Here is a 20,977-nt window from a genome sequence, read left to right on the forward strand (position 1 = left end):
CGGCACTGCTCAATCCCGCCGCACGAATCGGTCTGTGCGGCCAGATCCGGGAGGTACGCGTGACGACTTCTTCACGTCCTTCAGTGCAAGATCCCGCCGCTTCGGTGCTGGATTCCGGCACCAAGGAAGCGCCAGAGCAACCTACAGCGGAACGCCAGCGGGCGATGCGCGCCGACATTGTGGTCAAGGGCCGCAACGTCGAGGTACCTGACCATTTTCGAATTTACGTCGCGGAAAAACTCTCCCGATTAGAACGCTTTGACCCATCGATGTTCCTCTTCGACGTGGAGTTGTTCCACGAGCGCAATCGCCGCCAGCGAAAGAGCTGCCAGCGCGTCGAAATCACCGCGCGTGGAAAAGGTCCCGTCGTCCGCGCCGAGGCTCGCGCGGACAGCTTCTACGCCGCGTTCGAGTCGGTGACCGCCAAGCTGGAGAGCAGGCTGCGCCGTACCAAGGATCGGCGCCGGGTGCACTATGGTGACAAGACGCCGGTCTCCGTCGCCCAGGCCACGGCGACCCTGGTGGACGAGGCGCTGTTCGAGCGGCCGAGCGGCTCGAGTGCCGAGCAGGAGCGCCGCGAGGAGGCGCAGGAGGCCGATTACGCCGAGGGCCCCGGCCACATCGTGCGCACCAAGGTGCACTCGGCCACCCCGATGACCGTCGACGACGCCCTCTACGAGATGGAACTCGTCGGCCACGATTTCTTCCTGTTCCAGGACAAGGAGACCGATCGGCCATCGGTGGTCTACCGCCGCCACGCCTTCGACTACGGCCTCATCAGGCTCGCCTGAGCAAGCCCTCGCTTCTCCGGGCATTCAGCTCGCCGGCTGGATGCCCGGAGATCTGCGTTGGAAAGCCTTTCTCGCCCTTGGCCATCGGCGCGCCAGCGCGAGGAGCAGCCGCAGATCCGAGTCGATGTCGCTGACAGGGGGTCTCTCGCTATTGCCGTATCGGTCCGGCATCGCCGGCCTGAGTTCAGCTCCCGAAGGCAGTAGCGCGGGTGGCCATGAGGGGCCGAGATCACGCCACAGCGGCCGCAGCCGACGGCAATACCGCCCCATCGAAAGCTGATGCAGCGCACTGCCGATCTGCGGTGCGGTGCCGTGCTCGAGTACGGCCTGGAGACCCGGAGAGGCGGGGAGTCACCGCCGCCGGTCGCGGAAGAACGTCCGGTGCAGCAGCGAGTCGCGGCGCGGTGGACGCATGGCGTGCAGCATCACCATGTCGGCGAAGGTTTCCGCGTCGCGCTCGCGCAGCGTGCCGTAGTCGGTGCGACCGAGGACGTGCGCGATGGACTCCGGCGTGATCGAGGGCAGCAGCTCGGCCACCGCGGCCACGGTCGGGGTGGTCGCGGACGGCTCATCGGTGTCGGACCGCTCCGGTCCGTGTCCCAGTAGCATGTGCCCGAGCTCGTGCACGATGATGTGCTCGGCGTGCCATTCGGTGGTGTCGGCGCCGTAGACGACGACGTCGCTGTCCTGCTTGGCGATCCACAGGCCGCTGCCCGTGCCGCAACCGGTGCCCGCGAGCAGCGCGGTATCGATCGGCAGCAGACTGATGCTCCGGCCTCGGTAAGCCGCGACGTCGTCGAGGTAAGTCGACAAATCCCATGGGTGGGGAATCGGTAGGTCCCGTGTCAAGCTCCGGAACCGGGCCTGGATGGCCATGTGATCGGTCTCCTACAAAAGCTCAGTGGCCCATGTAGGCACGTATGTTACCGACTCGTCGGCGCGGCGCCTTCAGTGCTCTGGATGATCTTGGCCAGCATCGACTGGTCGACGTTGGAACCGCGCAGTGCGATGCTGGCGACGTTCGCGTCCCGCATGGTCGCGAGCAGTTCGAGTTCCCGATCGATCGCCGCGGCGGCGGGACCGCTGGTGACGAGGTAGTCGGCGGCCACACCGAAGCTGCGCGCCACCGCGACCAGAATCTCGACCTCGACCGTGCCCGCGCCGTTTTCGTGGTCGAATTCGCCGTCGCGCAGCCGCGTCAGGTAGCTCACCTGCACCTCGCGCCCGAGGAGTTCGCTGATCTGCGCGGCGACGGAGACGGTGCTGCGCTCCGGCACCGAGCGGGGGTGCACCACGGCGAACAGCCGATTGATCTTGTGGCTCAGAGATGGAGCGGCGGCCTTCGGCCCGTCGTCGGTCATATCCGCTTCCTCAATCCGCGCCGTTTCGAACCGCGGTCGTCGCCATGTTCGCCGCCAGCCAGCGTGCCCGGAACTGGGCCTCGGTCGCCGCATCGAGATCCTCCGATCGACCGGCCAGCCAGCGGCGGTACCGGCGTTCTTGTAGTTCGGTGGCGTCACTGGCCTCCGCGGGGACCGCGAGCAAGTGCGCGAAGGCCATCTCCACCAGCGGGTGCAGCTGGCGTCCAGGGCCGCCATTGCGTTCGAGCATCGCGGTCGCATAGCGCGCGGACAGTTTGGAGACCACCCGGTTCAGCTCGGCGATCGCCGCCACGACCTGCGGATCGGTGGTGCGGCGGTGCTCGACGGCATCGCCGAGTCGGCCCGATGCGGCGAGCAGCCCGGTGAGGTCGGCGATGTCGAATCGGATCGCGTCGGGTCCGGCTACCACCGACTCGCCTTCGCTCCGGGCACCGTCGGCCGGTTGGTCGGCGGCGGGGGTCCCGCCCGCGTAGGTGCGCGCGGCGCTGCCCGGTAGCCATCGCAGCGGCGCGTCGAGCTTGTTCAGCGTGTGCATGCTGATCGTCGCCTCGCCGTCCTCGATCTTCCGGATGGTCGGCGCTGAAGGTCCCCCGAGGTCGCCGATCTGCAGTTGGGTGAGGCCGAGCTCGTCCCGGCGTTCCTTGATGATTCGCCCGAATCTCTTCTGCCGCGACAGCTCCGAAGGGCTATGCATAGTGGGTTCATGGTAAGCCGCTGGAACCCTGTAAGCAAATAGATAGAAAGTATTTGGAAAACTAGTCGAAAGTTTGGTACGATACTTTCGCGCTTGGGGCCCGGAGGGCGTCCATGCGGCGAGTTCCGGAACGAGCAGGGGCGTTCGCCGGGACAGGCGTCCCGGCCTGTTGCGCAACGGCGCGTGGCAGGCCGGTAGCGGCGGTGGAGGGGATCGCCGCTGCGCAGGGTTCACCGTCGGCGAAGGGGGCCGACGGTGGGCCCGAAGCCAAAGGATTATCTGGCCGCGTGGCAAACCTCGCATCGTTTCTCCTGCCCAACCACCTCGGGATCGCCGACCCGGAACCATTTGTCCTCGATCGGTCCTTTCGACGCCGCGGCTGCCGTCTCGACACACGCGGTGACCTCGAGGACACACCGTCGGGGGTGAGGGATGTCGGTCTAGAAGTGGACCCGAATCCGTGGGGTTCGGCGGTTCTCGAACGCGTCTGCGATGCATGTACCGTGCCCGGCAACCGAGTAATGGTCAGTGCCGGTTGCCGGGCGGGTCGCGACGATCAGCGGCACGCGGGCTCAGTGCCTGGCGCCCGGACGGCGATGGTGCGCTTCGTCGGCGATGATCCGCAGGCAGGTCTGGCGCTTGGTCTCGCCGGGAATGCCCTCCCGGCGCAGACGCAACATCGCCTGTGCCAGATCAATGCCGAGCTCGTTCGACAGCCGGACAGCATCGACATTGGCCATTGCACAACCTCCTGGACGAACACCACGAACGAAGAACACTGCGTCAGAAGCAGTTTCGCCCTTGTCGTACCCAGTTGGTGTGCGATTGAACCATAAACTAACTACACATTTGCGTAACGGAATGCACGAGGTCGCTTCGGCTGCGCGGTCGGGCCTCAGCCACGGTAGGTTTCGCGGTGCACTGCCTCCGCCAGCGGTCTCCCGGCCCGCCAGCCGAAGCGCTCCAGGTCGGGAAGGTCCTGGAACTCGCGGACCGGGCCGACGCAGAGCCAGGCGACCGCGCGGATGCCCTCGGGGAGGCCGATCAGCTCGGCGAGGAAGTCCGGGTCGTAGAACGACACCCAGCCGACGCCGACGCCCTCGGCCGTGGCGGCCAGCCACAAGTTCTGAATCGCGAGAACCGCCGAATAGACGCCGGTTTCGGGCACGGTGGCCCGCCCGAGCACCTGCGGTCCGCCTCGGTCGTGGTCATAGCAGACCACGATGCCGGTGCCGCACTCCAGAATGCCCTCGATCTTGATCGGCTCGAAGGTCGCGGCACGCTCGGGCGGTAACGCGTCGCGGAACTCGACGCGCCGCTGCGCCACGTGGTCGGCGAACTTGCGCAGTGTCGCCTGCTCGCGAACGACCACGAAGTCCCACGGCTGCGAGTTCCCGACGCTCGGCGCCCGGTGCGCCGCATCGAGCAGCCGCCACAGCGTCGTCTCGTCCACCACCTCGCCGGTGAACTCCGCGCGCACATCACGGCGGCGCCGAATGGCCTCATAGACACCCAGAACGTCAGCCTGCACCCACTGAGTCAATCAGGCCCGCGACCGCCGTGCACACAGCTTCGGCCTCCGCGTCACGCTACGGCTCCCTCCATTTCGAGGCGCACGGGCCGACCACGGCGCAAGTCACCGAACGGAGGCCATCCGGCTCCCAACTACTGATTTCGTGAGTACATGGGTAACTCACCGGGAACGCCCAAAACCCGAGCCGCACCCGACGCAGGACCTGAACGCTAATCCTTGCGCCCCCGACTGGTACGGCCTGAAGACCCGGAGAGGCGGGGGAGTCGGCCCTGGGCAAGCGCGGTGCGCAGACCGCGGCGCTTGCCCGTAACCGGGTCGACCGTGGCGCTGGCGCGGCCGCTGAATTTGCGCTCCGAGGCGGTTTCCGGGGCGTCGTCGGCGGTGGCGCGCAGGTACTTGTTCGGCAGTGCCAGCTTGAGAATGGTCCGCCACGCCTTGAAGTACTGCACCGGCAGCGAGCCGGTGGTGTAGGGCAGGTCGTACTTGTCGGCCAGCTCGCGCACCCGCACGGCGATGTCGGCGTACCGGTTGCTCGGCAGATCGGGGAACAGGTGGTGCTCGATCTGGTGGCTCAGGTTGCCGGTCATGAAGTGCGTGAGCGGGCCGCCGGAGATATTGGCGCTGCCCAGCATCTGGCGCAGGTACCACTGGCCCTTCGTCTCGTTATCGATGTCGGCCTTGGTGAACTTCTCCGCGCCGTCGGGGAAGTGCCCGCAGAAGATCACGGCGTTGGACCACACGTTGCGGATCGCGTTGGCGGCCAGGTTGGCGGTGAGCGTGGAGAAGAACGCGGGACCGGTGAGCGCGGGGAAGACCACGTAGTCCTTCAGGATCTGCTTGCCCATCTTGGTGAGCGCCTCGCTGCGCCTGCGCTCGAACTCGGCGCGCTCCGGGGTGCCCGGCTTGTACCGGCCCGCCACCAGCTTGCCCAGCTCCATATGCTGGATGGCCACGCCGTACTCGAAGAACAGCTGCAGCACCAGGTTGTAGACCGGGTTGCCCAGGTTGAACGGCTTCCAGCGCTGGTCGCGGGTCACCCGCAGCAGGCCGTAGCCGATGTCGTCGTCCATGCCGAGCACGTTGGTGTACTTGTGGTGCAGGTAGTTGTGCGTGTGCTTCCAGTGCTTGGCCGCGCCCGTGTTGTCCCATTCCCACGAGCTGGAGTGGATCTCCGGATCGTTCATCCAGTCCCACTGCCCGTGCATGACGTTGTGCCCGATCTCCATGTTCTCGATGATCTTCGCAACCGACAGCAGCGCTGTGCCTGCCAGCCAAGCGGCCCGCACGGGGCTGGCGAACAGCACCGCTCGGCCGCTGATCTCGAGCACCCGCTGTAGCCGGATGACATTGCGGATGTACTTCGCGTCGCGCTCGCCGCGCGACGCCTCGATTTCTCGCCGGATCACGTCGAATTCCGCGCCGAGTGCTTCCACGTCGGCCTCGGTCAGGTGCGCGTATTCCTTGACATCCGAGATCGCCATGCGGGTTACCTTATCGTAAGTTACGAGATCGTAGGTTACGAAGTCGGCCAGACGAATGTGTCGGTTCCCCTATTGCGATCCAGGGTGCGGACTGCTAGATTAGCGCGCCCTTCGGAGGAAGCGAAAAGGCTTGTCCCACAGGGCTTTTTCGCGCAGCGCCGCCTGTTCCTGGCGGGCTCTTCCCTGCAGCGCGAGCTTGGCCCCGTGCAGCAGCTGCCGCTCGTGCTCGGCCTTCTCCTTCAGCGCCGCCTTGGCCTCGCGCAGCATTTCCTTCTCCTGCCGCGCCTTCTCTTGGAGCACGACCTTCGCCTCGTGCAGCGCCGAACGCAGACCGCGCCGTTTGCCGGTCTCCGGATCGACGCGCAGCCAGTGGGTGGACTCCGCACCTGGCAGCGTCACCCCGCCCAGCGATGGCAGCGTGATGCCCGCGAACTTGCGTTCCGAGGACGTCTCGGGAGCATTATCGGCGGTCGCCTTGAGGAACCGGTCCGGAATCGCCAGCTTGTGGATGGTGCGGAAGGCGAGCAGATACTGCTTGCCCAGCGAGCCGGTGGTGTAGGGCAGGTCGTACTTGTCGGCCAGTTCGCGCACCCGCACCGCGATCTCCGGATACCGGTTGCTCGGCAGATCCGGGAACAGGTGGTGCTCGATCTGATAGCAGAGGTTGCCGCTCATGAACGCCATGGCCGGACCGGCTTGGAAGTTGGCGCTGCCGAGCATCTGGCGCAGGTACCACTCGCCGGGGGTCTCGTTCTCCAGTTGCTCGACGGTGAACTTCTCCGCGCCGTCGGGGAAGTGGCCGCAGAAGATCACCGCGTACGCCCAGAGGTTGCGCACCAGGTTGGCCATCGCGTTGGCCTTCAGCGTCTGCTTGAAGGCCGGTCCGGTGAGCGCGGGGTAGAGCAGGTAGTCCTTGGCGACTTGACGGGAGATCTTGCGGCCGAACTCCCTGTTCGGCTGCGACATCAGCTGCCGGGGCGGCGTGCCGGACAGTTCCTTCTCGATGCTCCAGTCGTGCAGCGCGATGCCCCACTCGAAGGTGGCGGCCAGCAGCAGGTTCGCCAGTGGCTGGACCAGGTGGATCGGACGCCACGGCTCGTCGCGGGTCATCCGCAGGATGCCGAAGCCGAGATCCTCGTCTTTGCCCAGGACATTGGTGTAGGTGTGGTGCGAGTAGTTGTGCGCGCGGCGCCACTGCGAGGAGGGACCCGTCATGTCCCACTCCCAGGAGGTGGAGTGGATCTCCGGATCGTTCATCCAGTCCCATTGCCCGTGGCTGACATTGTGCCCGAGCTCCATGTTCTCGATGATCTTGGCGACCGACAGCAGTGCTGTGCCGGCCAGCCAGGCCCAGCGGTTGCGGCTGCCGAACAGCGCGGCGCGGCCCGCCACTTCGAGACCGCGCTGCGCCGCGATGGCGCGCCGGATGTACTTCGCGTCGCGCTCGCCGCGGGACAACTCCACCGAGCGCCGGATGGAATCGAGCTCCTGCCCCAAGGTCTCGATGTCGGCTGCCGTGAGGTGGGCGTACGCCTTGATATCGGTGATGGCCACCGGGGTCCTTTCCCTACTCGGTCCAGATCGAGGGTACCTGCCGGGCTATACGTCCAGCGTGCAGTCGCCCGCGGCGACCGAGATACAGGTCTGCACCTTGTCGCCCTCCCGGCGTTCGTCGCCGTTGCGCAGATCGCGCACATGGCCGGAACTCACGGTGAGGACACAGGTCTGGCAGATGCCCATCCGGCAGCCGAACGGCATCTGCACGCCCACCGACTCGCCCGCCTCCAGCAGACTGGTCGCTCCGTCCACCTCCGCGGTGCGTCCGGTCTTGCCGAAGGTCACCGTGCCGCCCTCGCCCACCGCGGAACGCTCGATCTCGAACCGCTCCACGTGCAGCCGGTCCGACCGGCCCGCGTCGCGCCAGTGCTTCTCGATCTCGTCGAGCATCCCGGCGGGCCCGCAGGCCCAGGTGTGCCGCTCGCGCCAGTCGGGGAACTCGGTATCCAGATCGGCGAGCGCGAACTTGCCGTGTTCCGCGGTGAGATGCAGGCGGGTGCGGAAACCCGGATGGCGATCGTGCAGGGCGCGCAGCTCGGCGCCGAACATCACATCGTCGGCGGTGCGCGCCGAGTGCAGGTGCGCCACGTCGGTGAAGACCTCGCGGCGGTCCATCGCGCGCAGCATCGACAGCACCGGCGTGATACCGCTGCCCGCGGTGAGGAACAGCACCTTCTCCGGCGGCGGGTACGTCAGCACGAAGCCGCCCTGCGGCGCGGCGAGCCGGACGATGGTGCCCACCGGAACGCCGCTGACCAGATGGCTGGACAGGAAGCCTTCCGGCATCGCCTTCACCGCGATGGAGATCAGCCGCTTGCCGCCGTGGCCGGGCACGGACCAATCCGGGGGACAGGTCAGCGAGTACGAACGCCAGTGCCAACGTCCGTCGACCAGCAGGCCGATGCCGATGTACTGGCCGGGTTGGTAGGTGAAGTCGAAGCCCCACCCCGGCTGGATCACCAGCGTCGCGGAGTCGGCGGTCTCCTTGCGGACCTCCACGATGCGTCCGCGCAGTTCGCGCGCCGACCACAGCGGGTTCGCCAGGTGCAGGTAGTCGTCCGGCAGCAGCGGGGTGGTCACCCGCGCCACGGCGCCGCGCAGCACATTCAGCTTGCCGCCGCGCTCGGCGACACTCGCCGCGGGCGCCTCCAGCCACGCGCGGACGCCTCGTACCGAGAAGCCACCATTTTTCGAACCCATCGCTGCCGTCGGTCTCCCTGTTGTCGGATGCGCGGGCCGTCGTCTCCTCGAGCGAACGCGGCCTCGGCAGCAAGGTTACGGCATCGTAGGTTACGGCGGGTGGACAAGCCCGCGAACGGTGCGGTGGCTCAGAGCAGTTCGAGCAGGAACGGCAGCTCCTGCGCGGCATACCAGGCAAGCTGGTGGTCTTCGGCGTCACCGAGCACGAACTCGGCGTCGGTGTCGCCGAGATCGGCCGCGTCGACCACGTCGACGGCCTTGGCCACCTGCGGCTCGGCATCGGCCAAGTCGACGTGCACCGAGGCGATCTGCTGGTAGCTGATCGGGCCCGCCAGCCGGACCACCGCGTCGTCGAGATCGGGCCGCAGCTTCGCGCCGGTGACGTCGGCGGCGACCACCGCGCGCCGGTAGACCGGGCTGCCGCCGGTGAGTGGCGCGGCATCGTCCGGGTGGTCCGATTCGGGGATGTCCTCCGATTCGCCGATCGCCTCGCGTTCGGCGGCGAGCAGCCGCAGCGAGGCGCGCGCGGCCTCGGCCATGGCCACCTCGCCGAGTTCCTCGTCGTCGCCGGAGGCGTACGCCTCGCGCAGTGCGGGCGTCACCGCGAACGCGGTCCCGCCGATGGCGGCCAGCTCCCGGTCGGCGACCAGCTCGCGCAGCATCGGCACCGTCGCCGGGATGTAGACCCGCAGCTTGTTCTGATCAGACGCAGGCACCGAGCATCTCCTCCATGGAATCGCGCACCGACGCGGCGAGCACGCCGATATCGGCCATCGCGTCGCGGTCGGCGTTGAGACCGTAGAAGACGTGTCCGTCGTAGGACGTGATCCCGATGCTCAATGCTTGATTGCGCAGCAGTGGCGACACCGGATACATCTCCAGCATCCGCGCGCCGCCGATGTACATCGGCGCCTGCGGACCCGGTGCGTTGGTGATCACCAAGTTGAACGTGTGTTCTGCGAACGTACTCGCCGCGCGCACGCTCATCGCATGCAGGCTGGCCGGAGCGAATCCGGCCAGGTGCACCAGGGTGCGCGCGCGGACGGCGCGGCGCTGGCGGCCGTTGGGCTCGGTGGCGTGCGCGATGTGCGACAGTCGCATCACCGGATTCGGCTCGCCGACGGGCAGATCGATCAGGAACGACGACACCTCGCTCGCCGCCTGCGCCTGGTCCCCGTCGTTCCCCTCGACGTACACCGACATCGGCACCACCGCCCGCAAGGTGGTGGACTCGGTGAGTGCCTCACCGCGCGACAGCAACCAGTTGCGCAGGGCGCCGGTGACCACCGCGAGGATGGTGTCGTTGATCGAGCAGTCGAAGCGCCTGCGGATCGCGCGATAGTCCTCCAGTTCGGTGCGCACCACCGCGAACCGTCGAGTCCGCGAGGTGGGCGTGTTCAGCGGGCTGTCCGGAGCGCCGGTCGCCGCGGCGCGCACCGCCGCGACCACCGACTCGACCGCCTTGCCCGCCGTGCCGAGCACCGCGAACGCGCTCGCGCTCGCGTCGCGGGCCACCTCCAGCGCCTTGCGCGGCTGCGCCGCCAGGTGGGCCAGCGCGCCGACCAGCAGTTCGAGCTCACCGGGTTCCCTCGGCGCGATCCAGGAGTCGTCGGCCAGCTCGCGCGGCGCGGGTCCGGCGTCGAGGATCACGTGGCCGATCTCCAGTGCGGATTCTCCGTCCACCAGCGCCGAATGCGACTTGGTGAAGATCGCGCAGCGGCCCTCGGACAGCCGTTCGATCAGATACATCTCCCACAGGGGCCGGGCCGGATCCAGCGGGTTGGAGGCGAGCCGCGCGACGAGTTCGTGCAACTGCTCGTCCGTGCCTGGACCGGGCAGCGCCGAGCGCCGGATGTGGTAGGTGATGTCGAATCGGCTGTCCTCGACCCAGACCGGGCGGCCGAGCGACAGCGGGATCTCGCGTACTTTGCGCCGGTAGCGCGGCACCAGCGCGAGCCTGCTCTCGACCAGATCGACCAAGCGGTCATAGTCCAGGATCGGCTCGGCGACCTCGCCGGGCTCGGTGTTCCGGACGATCGCGAGAGACCCGATGTGGATCGGATTGCTGCTCGACTCGAGCCGGTAGAACGCTGTGTCCTGCGGCGTCAGTCTCGTGATCACGCTGCCCGGTACTCCTTTTCCCGATGCCGTCCCCCGCCTATTGTGCTTCCGCAACAACCGTTACCCCGGCCGTTGTGGCATATCTGGTGAATTCGGTGCACTTCTTTCGCCTGCCCGGGGTTCTGTGGCACGCTGTTCCCCTTCGAGCCCGGCAAACCGATTCGATCACAGCGTGAGCTGGGATGCACGGTCGACGCGTTGCCCGGCGGATGTGTCGAATCAGCGACCGGCAGTCCCTGGCGCGCCGGAACCGGGCACATCTCGGTAGTAACCAGCGGTGAGTCATGAGGGCCGCGAACATGCAGCGCCGCGGACGCCGCACAACCAACAGACCATTACCATGAAGCTTGCAGCGGATTCCGCGCAACCGCGTGGGCCCGCACCGGCCCGGGGGCCGACGACACGATTTGACACACCGACCAGAGGACTGACGAGACCCGTGCCTGCGCTGACACTGACGAGGTTGCTTCGGATTGGTGAGGGCCGCATAGTCAAGCGGCTCTCGCACTTCGCCGACCAGGTCCTCGCCCTCGAGCCGGAATACGAGGACCTCAGCGACGCGGAGCTGCGGGCCAAGACCGACGAGTTCCGTGAGCGGTACGCCGAGATGGTCGAAGAGGGCGAGAGCGATCCGCTCGGTCAGCTGATGGCCGAGGCGTTCGCGGTCGCGCGCGAGGCGTCCTGGCGGGTGCTCAGCCAGAAGCACTACAAGGTGCAGGTGATGGGGGCCGCCGCGCTGCACACCGGCAATATCGCCGAGATGAAGACCGGTGAGGGCAAGACCCTCACCTGTGTGCTGCCCGCCTACCTGAACGCGATCAGCGGCGACGGCGTGCACGTGGTCACCGTGAACGACTACCTGGCCAAGCGCGACGCCGAGTGGATGGGCCGCGTGCACCGCTTCCTCGGCCTCGAGGTCGGCGTGATCCTGTCCGGCATGAGCCCCGCACAGCGCCGGGCGGCCTACAACGCCGACATCACCTACGGCACGAACAACGAGTTCGGCTTCGACTACCTGCGCGACAACATGACCCACTCGCTGGACGACCTGGTGCAGCGCGGGCACAACTTCGCCGTCGTCGACGAGGTCGACTCCATCCTCATCGACGAGGCCCGCACCCCGCTGATCATCTCCGGTCCGGCCGACGCCTCCTCGAAGTGGTACGCCGAGTTCGCGCGCATCGCGCCGCTGCTGAAGAAGGACCTGCACTACGAGGTCGACATCAAGAAGCGCACCATCGGTGTGCACGAGGCGGGCGTCGAGTTCGTCGAGGACCAGCTGGGCATCGACAACCTGTACGAGGCCGCCAACTCGCCGCTGGTGAGCTACCTGAACAACGCCATCAAGGCCAAGGAGCTCTACGCCCGCGACAAGGACTACATCGTCCGCGACGGCGAGGTGATCATCGTCGACGAGTTCACCGGCCGCATCCTGGTCGGGCGCCGCTACAACGAGGGCATGCACCAGGCGATCGAGGCCAAGGAAGGCGTGGAGATCCAGCCGGAGAACCAGACCCTGGCCACCATCACGCTGCAGAACTACTTCCGCCTGTACGACACGCTGTCCGGCATGACCGGCACCGCCGAGACCGAGGCCGCCGAGCTGCACCAGATCTACAACCTCGGCGTGGTCCCCATCCCGACCAACAGGCCGATGGTCCGGGCCGACCAGTCCGACCTGATCTACAAGACCGAAGAGGCCAAGTTCTCCGCGGTGGTCGACGACGTCACCGAGCGGCACGAGAACGGCCAGCCGGTGCTGATCGGCACCACCAGCGTCGAACGCTCGGAGTACCTGTCCAAGCAGTTCACCAAGCGCGGTATCCCGCACAACGTGCTGAACGCGAAGTTCCACGAGAAGGAAGCCGAGATCATCGCGGAGGCCGGACGGCCGGGCGCGGTGACCGTCGCGACGAACATGGCCGGTCGTGGTACCGACGTCGTGCTCGGCGGCAACCCGGACATCATCGCCGATATCCTGCTGCGCAAGCAGGGCCTCGACCCGGTCGAGACGCCCGAGGAGTACGAGCGGGCCTGGCTGCCCACCCTGGACCAGGTCAAGGCCCAGACCGCCGAGGACGCCGACGCGGTGCGCGATGCGGGCGGCCTCTACGTGCTCGGCACCGAGCGGCACGAGTCCCGCCGCATCGACAATCAGCTCCGCGGCCGGTCCGGCCGGCAGGGCGACCCGGGCGAGTCGCGCTTCTACCTGTCGCTGGGCGACGAGCTGATGCGCCGGTTCAACGGCGCCGCGCTGGAAGCGATCATGACGCGGCTGAACCTGCCCGACGACGTGCCGATCGAGGCGAAGATGGTCTCCAAGGCCATCAAGAGCGCGCAGACGCAGGTCGAGCAGCAGAACTTCGAGATCCGCAAGAACGTCCTCAAGTACGACGAGGTGATGAACCAGCAGCGCACCGTCATCTACGGCGAGCGCAACCGGATCCTGCGCGGCGAGGACATGGAGGGCCAGGTCCAGGGCATGATCACCGACGTGCTCACCGCCTACGTGGACGGCGCCACCGCCGATGGCTACGTCGAGGACTGGGATCTGGACAAGCTGTGGACGGCGCTGAAGACGCTGTACCCGGTGAGCCTGGACCCCCGGGACCTGACCGGCGAGACCGAGGTCGGCGAGGCGGGCGAGCTGACCCGCGAGGAGTTGCTCGACGCGCTGCTGGACGACGCGCACGAGGCCTACGAGGCCCGCGAGACGGAGATCGACGGTCTCGCGGGCGAGGGCAGCATGCGCAATCTCGAACGGCAGGTGCTGCTTTCGGTGCTCGACCGCAAGTGGCGCGAGCACCTCTACGAGATGGACTATCTCAAGGAAGGCATCGGCCTGCGCGCGATGGCGCAGCGCGACCCGCTGGTGGAGTACCAGCGCGAGGGCTTCGACATGTTCACCGCGATGCTCGACGGCCTCAAGGAAGAGTCGGTCGGCTTCCTGTTCAACCTTCAGGTCGAGGTGCAGCAGCCGCAGCCGGAAGGTGTTGCGGTCGAGCCGGGCCTGCGCTCCCCGGTCGGGGCGATGGCCGCCCCGCGCCCGCTGCCTACCGAAGAGGCTCGCGTCGCCAACGGCCACGCCGCCCCAGCCGCCCTGCGCGCCAGGGGCATCGACGAAACCGCCCCGGGCGGCTTCAGCTACTCGGGCCCCGACGAGGGTGGCCACGCCGCAGTGCGCAGCGACGCCGAGGAGTACGGCGTCGACGGCGGCCCCCAGCCCACCCGCCGCGAGCGTCGCGAGGCGGCCCGCGCGGAGTCGAAGGGCAAGCGCGGCCCGAAGTCCCGTCGCAGGCACTGATCCGTTGAATCACGAAGGCGCCCAGGGCTTCCTGGGCGCCTTCGTCATGTCGTGGAGCTTCGTGCCGGTTTGTCGAGTTCCCGAGAAGTTGCCGTAGCACAACTGTAGACGTGGCGTAGCATGGCGCTATGACGTCTGCGGCGCCCTTCCCCCAGCCCGAGCTTCCGGAGATCCCCCAGCGCGAGCTCCGCAACAACTCCGGCCGGGTTCTGCGCGATGTGCGCGCCGGCCGGGCCTACACCATTACCGTGGATGGCGCTCCGGTCGCGGACCTGGTTCCGCATCGACGTGCCCACCGACGGATGGCTGTACCCCGGGAGGAGGCTCTGGCACTCTTCTCCGGGATCGGCTCAGGCGCGACCACACCGGACGTCGCTGATCTCATCGACGATTCCATCTACGACCCCTACGACCGCGCGTACCGACGCGGCGAGTTCGCCCCGAAGACTGGACAGTGACCAAGGTGGAGCACGGTCGCGGGCTCATCGACACCAACGTCCTGATCCTTCTCGACGGGCTCGACCCCGCCGAACTTCCCGACGAGTTGGTGATCAGCTCGGTGACGATGGCCGAACTCGCGGCAGGCCCGCATTTCGTCACCGATCCAGTGGAGCGAGCCGTGCGGATCGAGCGACTCCAGGCGGCAGAGGCGGCCTTCGAACCGCTTCCTTTCGACGCTCGTGCTGCGCGCCGCTACGGTCATATCGTCGCCGCAGTCCTGGACGCGGGCCGCAATCCGAAGCCGCGCCGAATCGACCTGATGATCGCAGCAATCGCCTCGGCGAACCGCCTACCGCTCTATACGGTCAATCCCGATGACTTCAAAGGTATTTCCGCGACGGTGACCGTTGCGGCGGTCACCCACCCCGATAGTCGCTGACGGGTTGCTCCATCGGCGCGACGCAGCCGCGGTGGCACTTCGGTGGCTTCGAATGCGTCCACCGAACCCGCGAACGGCGTATTTTCCTGGTATGGACCGTGCGGCTGTCGAGGCATGGGTGGCCGGATATGAGCGAGCCTGGCGGTCGGCGGGCGCGGAACAGCTCAACGAGCTGTTCGCCGCGGACGCCGGGTACCTGGTGTCACCGTGGGCGCAGCTGCTCACCGGTCGCGAAGCTCTCTCCGAATTCTGGGAGGACGGCAGGGACGGGCCCGACGAGCCGTTCACCATGCGGTTCCACATCGTCGCGGTGGACGGGGATACCGCCGTGGTGCGGGTCGAGGTGGAATATGCGCGGGACACCCCATCGCAGTGGCGGGACCTGTGGATTCTGCGTTTCGACGACTCGGGCAAGTGCACGTGGTTCGAAGAGTGGCCATTCGCGCCCGGGCAGCCGGACGGGCATTGATCCGGACAGTCCGACCGGCGGGCAGTGTTCTACTGTCGCACCGGATGCGACGCAGGCGGCGGCGACCATTGCTGTGACGGTGCCGGTCTTGCCGGGCGAATCGGCCGAGTGTGCCGGGAACCTTTGGCAGGCAAGGGGTTCCGGTCTACCAGGGGTCGTTGGAGGTGAGGGCGACGAGCAGGCGGCGGATGGCGGCCACGCGGTGCTCTTTGCCGGTGAGCTGGTCCAATGCGCATTCGGGGTCGGCGGGCGGGCCGAGGTGCGTGCAGCCGCGCGGGCAGTCCTCGATGGCTGCGGCGAGATCGGTGAAGGCGGCGATGACGTCGTCGGGGGTGATGTGCGCCAAGCCGAACGACCGGACACCCGGGGTGTCGATCACCCAGCCGCCACCGGGCAGGGGGAGCGCGACGGACTGGGTGGAGGTGTGCTTACCCTTGCCCACGCCGGAGACCTCGCCGACGGCTCGATCCGCGTCCGGCACAAGACGATTCACCAAAGTGGACTTGCCGACGCCGGAGTGGCCGATCAGCGCGGTGAGGCGCTCGGTGAGCAGATCGAGTACCGGGTCGAGCGGATCGTCGATGCCGCCGTAGACGATGGCGAGTTCGAGATCGTCGAAGGCGGCGGCGAATTCGGATTCGGCGGCCAGGTCGTGTTTGGTCAGGCACAGAACCGGTTGCAGCCCACCGGCATACGCGGCCACCATGGCGCGCTCCACGAAGCCGGTGCGCGGCGGCGGGTCGGCGAGCGCGACCACGATGAACAGCCGCTCGGCGTTGCCGACCACGACCCGCTCGTACGGATCGGTGTCGTCGGCGGTGCGGCGCAGCACGGTCCTGCGGTCCGCGACCCGCACGATGCGGGCGAGGGTGTCCGGCCGCCCGGAGAGATCGCCGACCACGTCCACCCGGTCGCCCACCACGATCGGGGTGCGGCCCAGCTCCCGCGCCCGCATGGCCACGATGCGGCGCTCGGCGTCGCCGTCGAGCACACACCCCCAGCGGCCGCGATCGACGGAGACGACCATGGCCGACTCGGCGTCCAGGTGCTCCGGCCGGGTCTTGGTGCGGGGACGCGAACTCCGCCCCGGACGAACCCGGACGTCGGACTCGTCGTAGCTGGCCGTCGAGCGTCTCCGACTCAGTGCGCCGCTCCTTCGTCGGAAGAATCGAGCATCCGCTCCCACAGGGCGACGAAATTCGGCAGGGTCTTGGCGGTGGTACCGATGTCCTCGATCTCGACGCCCGGCACGCGGAGGCCGAGAATCGCTCCCGCCGTGGCCATCCGGTGATCGGCGTAGGAGTGCCACTTGCCGCCGTGCAACTCGGCGGGCTCGATCTCCAGCCCGTCCTCGGTCTCGGTCACCTTGCCGCCGAGCCGGTTGATCTCGGTGGACAGCGCGGCCAGCCGGTCGGTCTCGTGGCCGCGCAGATGGGCGATGCCACGCAGCACGGTCGGGGAGTCGGCCAGCGCGGCCAGTGCCGCGACGGTCGGGGTCAGCTCGCCCACCTCGTGCAGATCGATGTCGATGCCGGCGAGCCGGTCGGGGCCCTGGACGGTGAGTACGCCATCGAAGATCCCGGCTTCGGCGCCCATCCGTACCAGGATCTCGCGGATCACGTCGCCGGGCTGGGTGGTCAACCGCGGCCAGTGCGGGATGCTCACCGTGCCACCCGTGATCGCGGCCGCGGCCAGGAACGGGGTGGCATTGGACAGGTCCGGCTCGATTTCCCAATCCACCGCGTGGATCGGTCCGTGCTCCACGGTCCAGGTCTGCGCCTTGAAACTGTCCGCGGGCGCATGCACCCGCACGTCGGCGCGGCGCAGCATCTCCACGGTCATCTCGATATGCGGCATCGAGGGCAGCGCCTTGCCGTCGTGGTGCACCACCAGCCCCTCGTCGAAGCGGGCGGCCGACAGCAGCAGACCGGAAACGAACTGTGACGACCCGGATGCGTCGATGGTCACCGCGCCGCCGCGCAGCGCGCCCTTGCCGCGCACGGTGAACGGGAGCGCGTCACCGTCGATATCGGCGCCGAGTGCGCGCAGCGCGTCCAGGATGGTGCGCAGCGGTCGAATCCTGGCCTGCTCGTCACCGTCGAACGCGACGTCGCCCGACGCCAGCGCCGCGACCGGCGGCAGAAACCGCATCACCGTGCCGGCCAGCCCACAGTCGACCGTGCCGCCGCCGAGCGGCGCCGGGGTGACGGTCAACGTGTCGACGTCGCCCTCGATGCGTGCACCCAGTGCGCGCAGCGCGCCGATCATCAGGTTCGTGTCCCGGCTGCGCAGCGCACCGGTGATCGTCGAGGGCCCATCGGCCAGGGCAGCCATGATGAGTGCTCGGTTCGTGATCGATTTCGATCCAGGCAGGGTCACGGTCGCGTGCACGGGGACATCGACATGGGGCGCTGGCCAGAAGTTCACTCGTCCATCATCACACGTGCTTGTTTTGCGGCGGCTGCGTCGGTCGTGCCCACGGCGCGAAGCCCCATGCGGGTTGGTGCAGCGGTAGTGGGTGGCACCAGGGGCCGGGCACTCGATGGCGTCGAGTACCCGGCCCATGATGCGGGTTTCTTACTTATGGCGGCCGTGGAGGATGGGGACGACCTTGCGCAGCAGCTTCATCGTGGAGGCGGTGCGGGTGTAGCTCAGCAGGGCCATGCCGGGAACGGCGAAGCGTTGCACGGCGATCGAGTGCGGACGGACGAACTCGCGCAGGCCGGGTTCGCCGTGGATACGACCGATGCCGGAGTCGCCGACGCCGCCGAAGGGCAGACCGGGGATGGCGGCGAAGGCGAGCACGGAGTTCACCGAGGTGGCGCCGACACGCAGCCTGCGTGCGATGTCCAGGCCGCTCTTCTTCGAGTACACCGCGGACGACAGGCCGTACTTGGACTTGTTGGCCAGCTCGACCGCCTCGTCCACGCCGTCGACGGTGCGGATGGTGATGGTCGGGCCGAAGGTTTCCTCGCACACCGCCTCGGAGGTCTCGTCCACGTCGACGAGCACGACCGGCTCGATGAACGGCGCCTTGACCGACTCGGGGCCACCCAGCACGGCGGTGCCGCCGTTCTTCAGCGCATCCTCGATGTGGCGGCGCACGACGTCGACCTGACTCGGCATGGTCATCGGGCCGTAGGCGGCCTTGTCGTCCGAACCGGGCTCGATGTCGCCGAGGATCCGCTTGACCTCGGCGACGAACTCGTCGCGCACCGCGCGGTCCACGTACACCCGCTCGACGCCCGCGCAGGTCTGGCCGCTGTTGGCGGTGGCGCCCCAGGCGACCGCGTCGGCGGCGGCCTTGACGTCGGCGTCGGCGGCGACGATCACCGCGTCCTTACCGCCGCACTCCAGCAGCACCGGGGTGAGCTTCTCCGCGGCCGCGGCCATGATCCGCTTGCCGGTGGCGGTCGAGCCGGTGAAGGCGATCTTGTCGACGTCCGAGCGGACCAGCGCCGCACCTGTGGCGCCGTAACCGTTGATCGTGCCGAAGACGCCCTCGGGCAGTTCGGGGTTGGCCTCGGCGAAGGCGTCGGCAAGGAGATTGCCGATGCTGGTGGAGTATTCGCTCGGTTTGAACACGACGGTGTTGCCCGCGGCCAGCGCGTAGGCGATCGAGCCGTTCGGCGTGTAGACCGGGTAGTTCCACGGGCCGATCACGCCGACGACGCCGAGCGGGCGCAGTTCGATCCGGGCGCTGAAGTTCGACATCAGCGCGCCGGGGAAGATCCGCTTGGGGCCGAGAACCTTCTTGGCGTGCTTGGCCGCCCAGGAGATGTGCTCGAGCGCGAGCATCAGTTCGAGGAAGGCGTCGTCGCGCGGCTTGCCGTTCTCGGCGTGGATCAGCTCGCAGAACTCCTCCGACTTCTGCACCAGCTTGCTCGACCAGCGCAGCAGATGCGCGCGCCGCTCGTCGAAACTCAGTGCCCCCCACGTGGCCGCCGCCGCGCGGGCCTTCGCGACCGCGGCGGCCACCGCGGCGTCGTCAGCGATGACGTGTGTGCCGATCACCTCGCCTGTCGCCGGATTGACCGACGTGAGGGCCGTGGCGTGGTCGGCCGGTTTGGTGTCGGTTGCTGTCACAGTGGGTCTCTCCTTTTGCCGTCTGCGGTGGCCGGTCGATGCGCACGCCTGAGTGGACGGGCAGACCGCCCTTCCGATGAGAGGATGTTATGTCAAAACTCTCACCAGGTCATCAGCTATGTATCAATTCTTCCCGACTCTGTCGGTGCCGGGTGGGAGTATCGGGATATGTGCGGACGTTATGCGACCACGACCAACCCGGGCAGGCTCGCGGCCGAATTGGACGCCATCGACGAAACCGAGACCGAGGATCGTGGCGCTTTCACCAACTACAACGTCGCCCCGACCACCCCGGTGCTCACCGTGGTCGAACGGCACGACCAGGGACATGAGGAGGACGATCCGAAGCGTCGTATCCGGCGCATGCGCTGGGGACTGATCCCGGTGTGGACCAAGGCCGCCGAGCCCGGTGTGCCGGTCAAGGGCAAGCCGCTGTTCAACGCCCGCGCCGACAAGGCCGCAACCACGCCCTCTTTCCGCGACGCCGTGAAGTACCGCCGCTGCCTGGTGCCCATGGACGGTTGGTACGAGTGGGTCGTCGAACCGAACGCCGAGCCGGGCGCGAAAGGCAAAGTCGCCAAACATCCGTACTACATGGCCAACGCCGACGGTTCCCGGCTCTACATGGCGGGTCTGTGGTCGGTGTGGCGCGATCGTTCCCAGCCGGAGAGCGAGCCGTTGTTGTCGTGCACCATCCTGACCACCGACGCGGTCGGCGACCTGACCCGCATTCACGACCGCATGCCGCTGCCCATGCCGCGGGAACACTGGGACGCGTGGCTGGACCCGGATCATCCGGCCCCGGCGACGCTGCTGGAGACCCCGAGCGAGGAGGCCGTCGCCGCAATCGTGCCGCGTCCGGTCCCGGCGCTGGTCAACAGCGTGCGCAACAACGGTCCGGAACTACTTGCCCGAGTGGAGGATCAGGAGCCTACCGGGCAGATCAGCCTGCTCTGACGAGCGTTGCCCATTCCCGGCCCGGCCTCGTGTCCGAGCGGACGACAGGTCCGCGGAAGTCGCGGCGGCGGTCGCTCGGACACGAGCCATGATGGGCCGCGAACACGCGGCGCCACGAGGTATTACAGATTGCACTTCACGCTAGGCGTGGCGATATTCAGCCCGCATTTGATCACCCCGGCGACCAGGTCGATGAGCTTGGTGGTGAGGTTCCCGCCGAGCTTCTCGGCCTTCTCGGATTGTTCGCCCTTCTCGAACATGCCCTGACCGGTTGGGGCGTCATCGTTGCCCTGCCCGTCGAAGTCGAAGCCGTAGTCGTTATCGGTGCCGCGACCGCCGAAGTCGAAGGGGTAACCGCTGACCTGCGTGACCGCCGGGCTGCTCGGCGCGGCGGCGGCCTCCGGGGCGAGGACCGTCACCGAACCGAGAGCCACGACGAGAGTTCCGAACAACACGACGATCATGGTGCGCAAACGCTCATGCGCGGACATTCGCATCACATCCTCGAGTCGGTTCCATCT

20 protein-coding genes are annotated in these 20,977 nt (G+C 67.7%); 6 read left to right on the forward strand and 14 right to left on the reverse strand.

What is annotated here, in order from left to right; genetic code table 11:
- Nucleotides 1-164: 164 nt before the first annotated feature.
- Nucleotides 165-791: a ribosome hibernation-promoting factor, HPF/YfiA family gene (gene hpf / locus OHA40_RS22350; protein WP_330234322.1), complete on the forward strand. Its 627-nt coding sequence runs from the start codon at nt 165-167 to the stop codon at nt 789-791.
- Nucleotides 792-1,142: 351 nt separating this feature from the next.
- Here the strand turns inward: hpf and OHA40_RS22355 are convergent, their stop codons facing one another.
- The 10 genes from OHA40_RS22355 to OHA40_RS22400 form a co-directional block, all read right to left on the reverse strand.
- The gene (locus OHA40_RS22355) at nt 1,143-1,604 is read right to left on the reverse strand and encodes a hypothetical protein (RefSeq protein WP_330228839.1); all 462 of its coding nucleotides are present in this window, start codon (nt 1,602-1,604) and stop codon (nt 1,143-1,145) included.
- Between the two features lie 110 nt (nt 1,605-1,714).
- Complete coding sequence (locus OHA40_RS22360) at nt 1,715-2,152, reverse strand: hypothetical protein (protein WP_330228840.1); 438 nt, start codon at nt 2,150-2,152, stop codon at nt 1,715-1,717.
- A 10-nt stretch (nt 2,153-2,162) separates the two neighbouring features.
- Nucleotides 2,163-2,867 carry a helix-turn-helix domain-containing protein gene (locus tag OHA40_RS22365; RefSeq protein WP_330228841.1) on the reverse strand — a complete coding sequence of 235 codons (705 nt, stop codon included), beginning with the start codon at nt 2,865-2,867 and terminating at the stop codon, nt 2,163-2,165.
- A gap of 572 nt (nt 2,868-3,439) precedes the next feature.
- A complete protein-coding gene (locus tag OHA40_RS22370) occupies nt 3,440-3,607 on the reverse strand; it encodes a hypothetical protein (protein WP_330228842.1) in 168 nt (55 codons plus the stop codon).
- Between the two features lie 155 nt (nt 3,608-3,762).
- Nucleotides 3,763-4,383, reverse strand: a complete 621-nt coding sequence (gene bluB / locus OHA40_RS22375) for a 5,6-dimethylbenzimidazole synthase (RefSeq protein WP_330234323.1) — start codon at nt 4,381-4,383, stop codon at nt 3,763-3,765.
- Between the two features lie 227 nt (nt 4,384-4,610).
- The gene (locus OHA40_RS22380) at nt 4,611-5,882 is read right to left on the reverse strand and encodes a fatty acid desaturase family protein (RefSeq protein WP_330228843.1); all 1,272 of its coding nucleotides are present in this window, start codon (nt 5,880-5,882) and stop codon (nt 4,611-4,613) included.
- Between the two features lie 99 nt (nt 5,883-5,981).
- Complete coding sequence (locus OHA40_RS22385) at nt 5,982-7,436, reverse strand: fatty acid desaturase family protein (RefSeq protein WP_330228844.1); 1,455 nt, start codon at nt 7,434-7,436, stop codon at nt 5,982-5,984.
- A gap of 45 nt (nt 7,437-7,481) precedes the next feature.
- Nucleotides 7,482-8,639 (reverse strand): ferredoxin reductase, encoded by a 1,158-nt coding sequence (locus tag OHA40_RS22390; protein WP_330228845.1) that lies wholly within the window; start codon nt 8,637-8,639, stop codon nt 7,482-7,484.
- Nucleotides 8,640-8,767: 128 nt separating this feature from the next.
- Nucleotides 8,768-9,301, reverse strand: a complete 534-nt coding sequence (locus OHA40_RS22395) for a DUF6912 family protein (protein WP_330234324.1) — start codon at nt 9,299-9,301, stop codon at nt 8,768-8,770.
- 40 nt (nt 9,302-9,341) lie between these two features.
- Nucleotides 9,342-10,760 (reverse strand): WS/DGAT/MGAT family O-acyltransferase, encoded by a 1,419-nt coding sequence (locus tag OHA40_RS22400; RefSeq protein WP_330228846.1) that lies wholly within the window; start codon nt 10,758-10,760, stop codon nt 9,342-9,344.
- 439 nt (nt 10,761-11,199) lie between these two features.
- Between OHA40_RS22400 and secA the strand changes: the two genes are divergently transcribed.
- The 4 genes from secA (at nt 11,200) to OHA40_RS22420 (ending at nt 15,413) form a co-directional block, all read left to right on the forward strand.
- On the forward strand, nt 11,200-14,064 hold the full coding sequence (gene secA / locus OHA40_RS22405) for a preprotein translocase subunit SecA (RefSeq protein ID WP_330228847.1): 2,865 nt from the start codon (nt 11,200-11,202) through the stop codon (nt 14,062-14,064).
- A 128-nt stretch (nt 14,065-14,192) separates the two neighbouring features.
- Nucleotides 14,193-14,522, forward strand: coding sequence for a type II toxin-antitoxin system Phd/YefM family antitoxin (locus OHA40_RS22410; protein WP_330228848.1), 330 nt, complete (start codon nt 14,193-14,195; stop codon nt 14,520-14,522).
- Nucleotides 14,519-14,944 (forward strand): type II toxin-antitoxin system VapC family toxin, encoded by a 426-nt coding sequence (locus OHA40_RS22415; RefSeq protein ID WP_330228849.1) that lies wholly within the window; start codon nt 14,519-14,521, stop codon nt 14,942-14,944. Before OHA40_RS22410 ends, OHA40_RS22415 begins: the two co-directional genes overlap by 4 nt.
- A gap of 91 nt (nt 14,945-15,035) precedes the next feature.
- On the forward strand, nt 15,036-15,413 hold the full coding sequence (locus OHA40_RS22420; RefSeq protein WP_330228850.1) for a YybH family protein: 378 nt from the start codon (nt 15,036-15,038) through the stop codon (nt 15,411-15,413).
- A gap of 145 nt (nt 15,414-15,558) precedes the next feature.
- Here the strand turns inward: OHA40_RS22420 and rsgA are convergent, their stop codons facing one another.
- From rsgA to OHA40_RS22435, 3 genes are all read right to left on the reverse strand, one after another.
- Nucleotides 15,559-16,557 (reverse strand): ribosome small subunit-dependent GTPase A, encoded by a 999-nt coding sequence (rsgA, locus tag OHA40_RS22425; RefSeq protein ID WP_330234325.1) that lies wholly within the window; start codon nt 16,555-16,557, stop codon nt 15,559-15,561.
- Complete coding sequence (gene aroA / locus OHA40_RS22430) at nt 16,554-17,840, reverse strand: 3-phosphoshikimate 1-carboxyvinyltransferase (protein ID WP_330228851.1); 1,287 nt, start codon at nt 17,838-17,840, stop codon at nt 16,554-16,556. Before aroA ends, rsgA begins: the two co-directional genes overlap by 4 nt.
- Before the next feature lie 150 nt (nt 17,841-17,990).
- A complete protein-coding gene (locus OHA40_RS22435; RefSeq protein ID WP_330228852.1) occupies nt 17,991-19,499 on the reverse strand; it encodes an aldehyde dehydrogenase family protein in 1,509 nt (502 codons plus the stop codon).
- A gap of 168 nt (nt 19,500-19,667) precedes the next feature.
- Between OHA40_RS22435 and OHA40_RS22440 the strand changes: the two genes are divergently transcribed.
- Nucleotides 19,668-20,456 (forward strand): SOS response-associated peptidase, encoded by a 789-nt coding sequence (locus tag OHA40_RS22440; RefSeq protein WP_330228853.1) that lies wholly within the window; start codon nt 19,668-19,670, stop codon nt 20,454-20,456.
- 122 nt (nt 20,457-20,578) lie between these two features.
- On the opposite strand, the gene OHA40_RS22445 is transcribed toward OHA40_RS22440, so the two are convergent.
- Complete coding sequence (locus OHA40_RS22445; RefSeq protein ID WP_330228854.1) at nt 20,579-20,947, reverse strand: hypothetical protein; 369 nt, start codon at nt 20,945-20,947, stop codon at nt 20,579-20,581.
- Between the last annotated feature and the right edge of the window lie 30 nt (nt 20,948-20,977).

This window comes from Nocardia sp. NBC_00508, assembly GCF_036346875.1.
In the GTDB taxonomy this organism is placed as follows: domain Bacteria; phylum Actinomycetota; class Actinomycetes; order Mycobacteriales; family Mycobacteriaceae; genus Nocardia.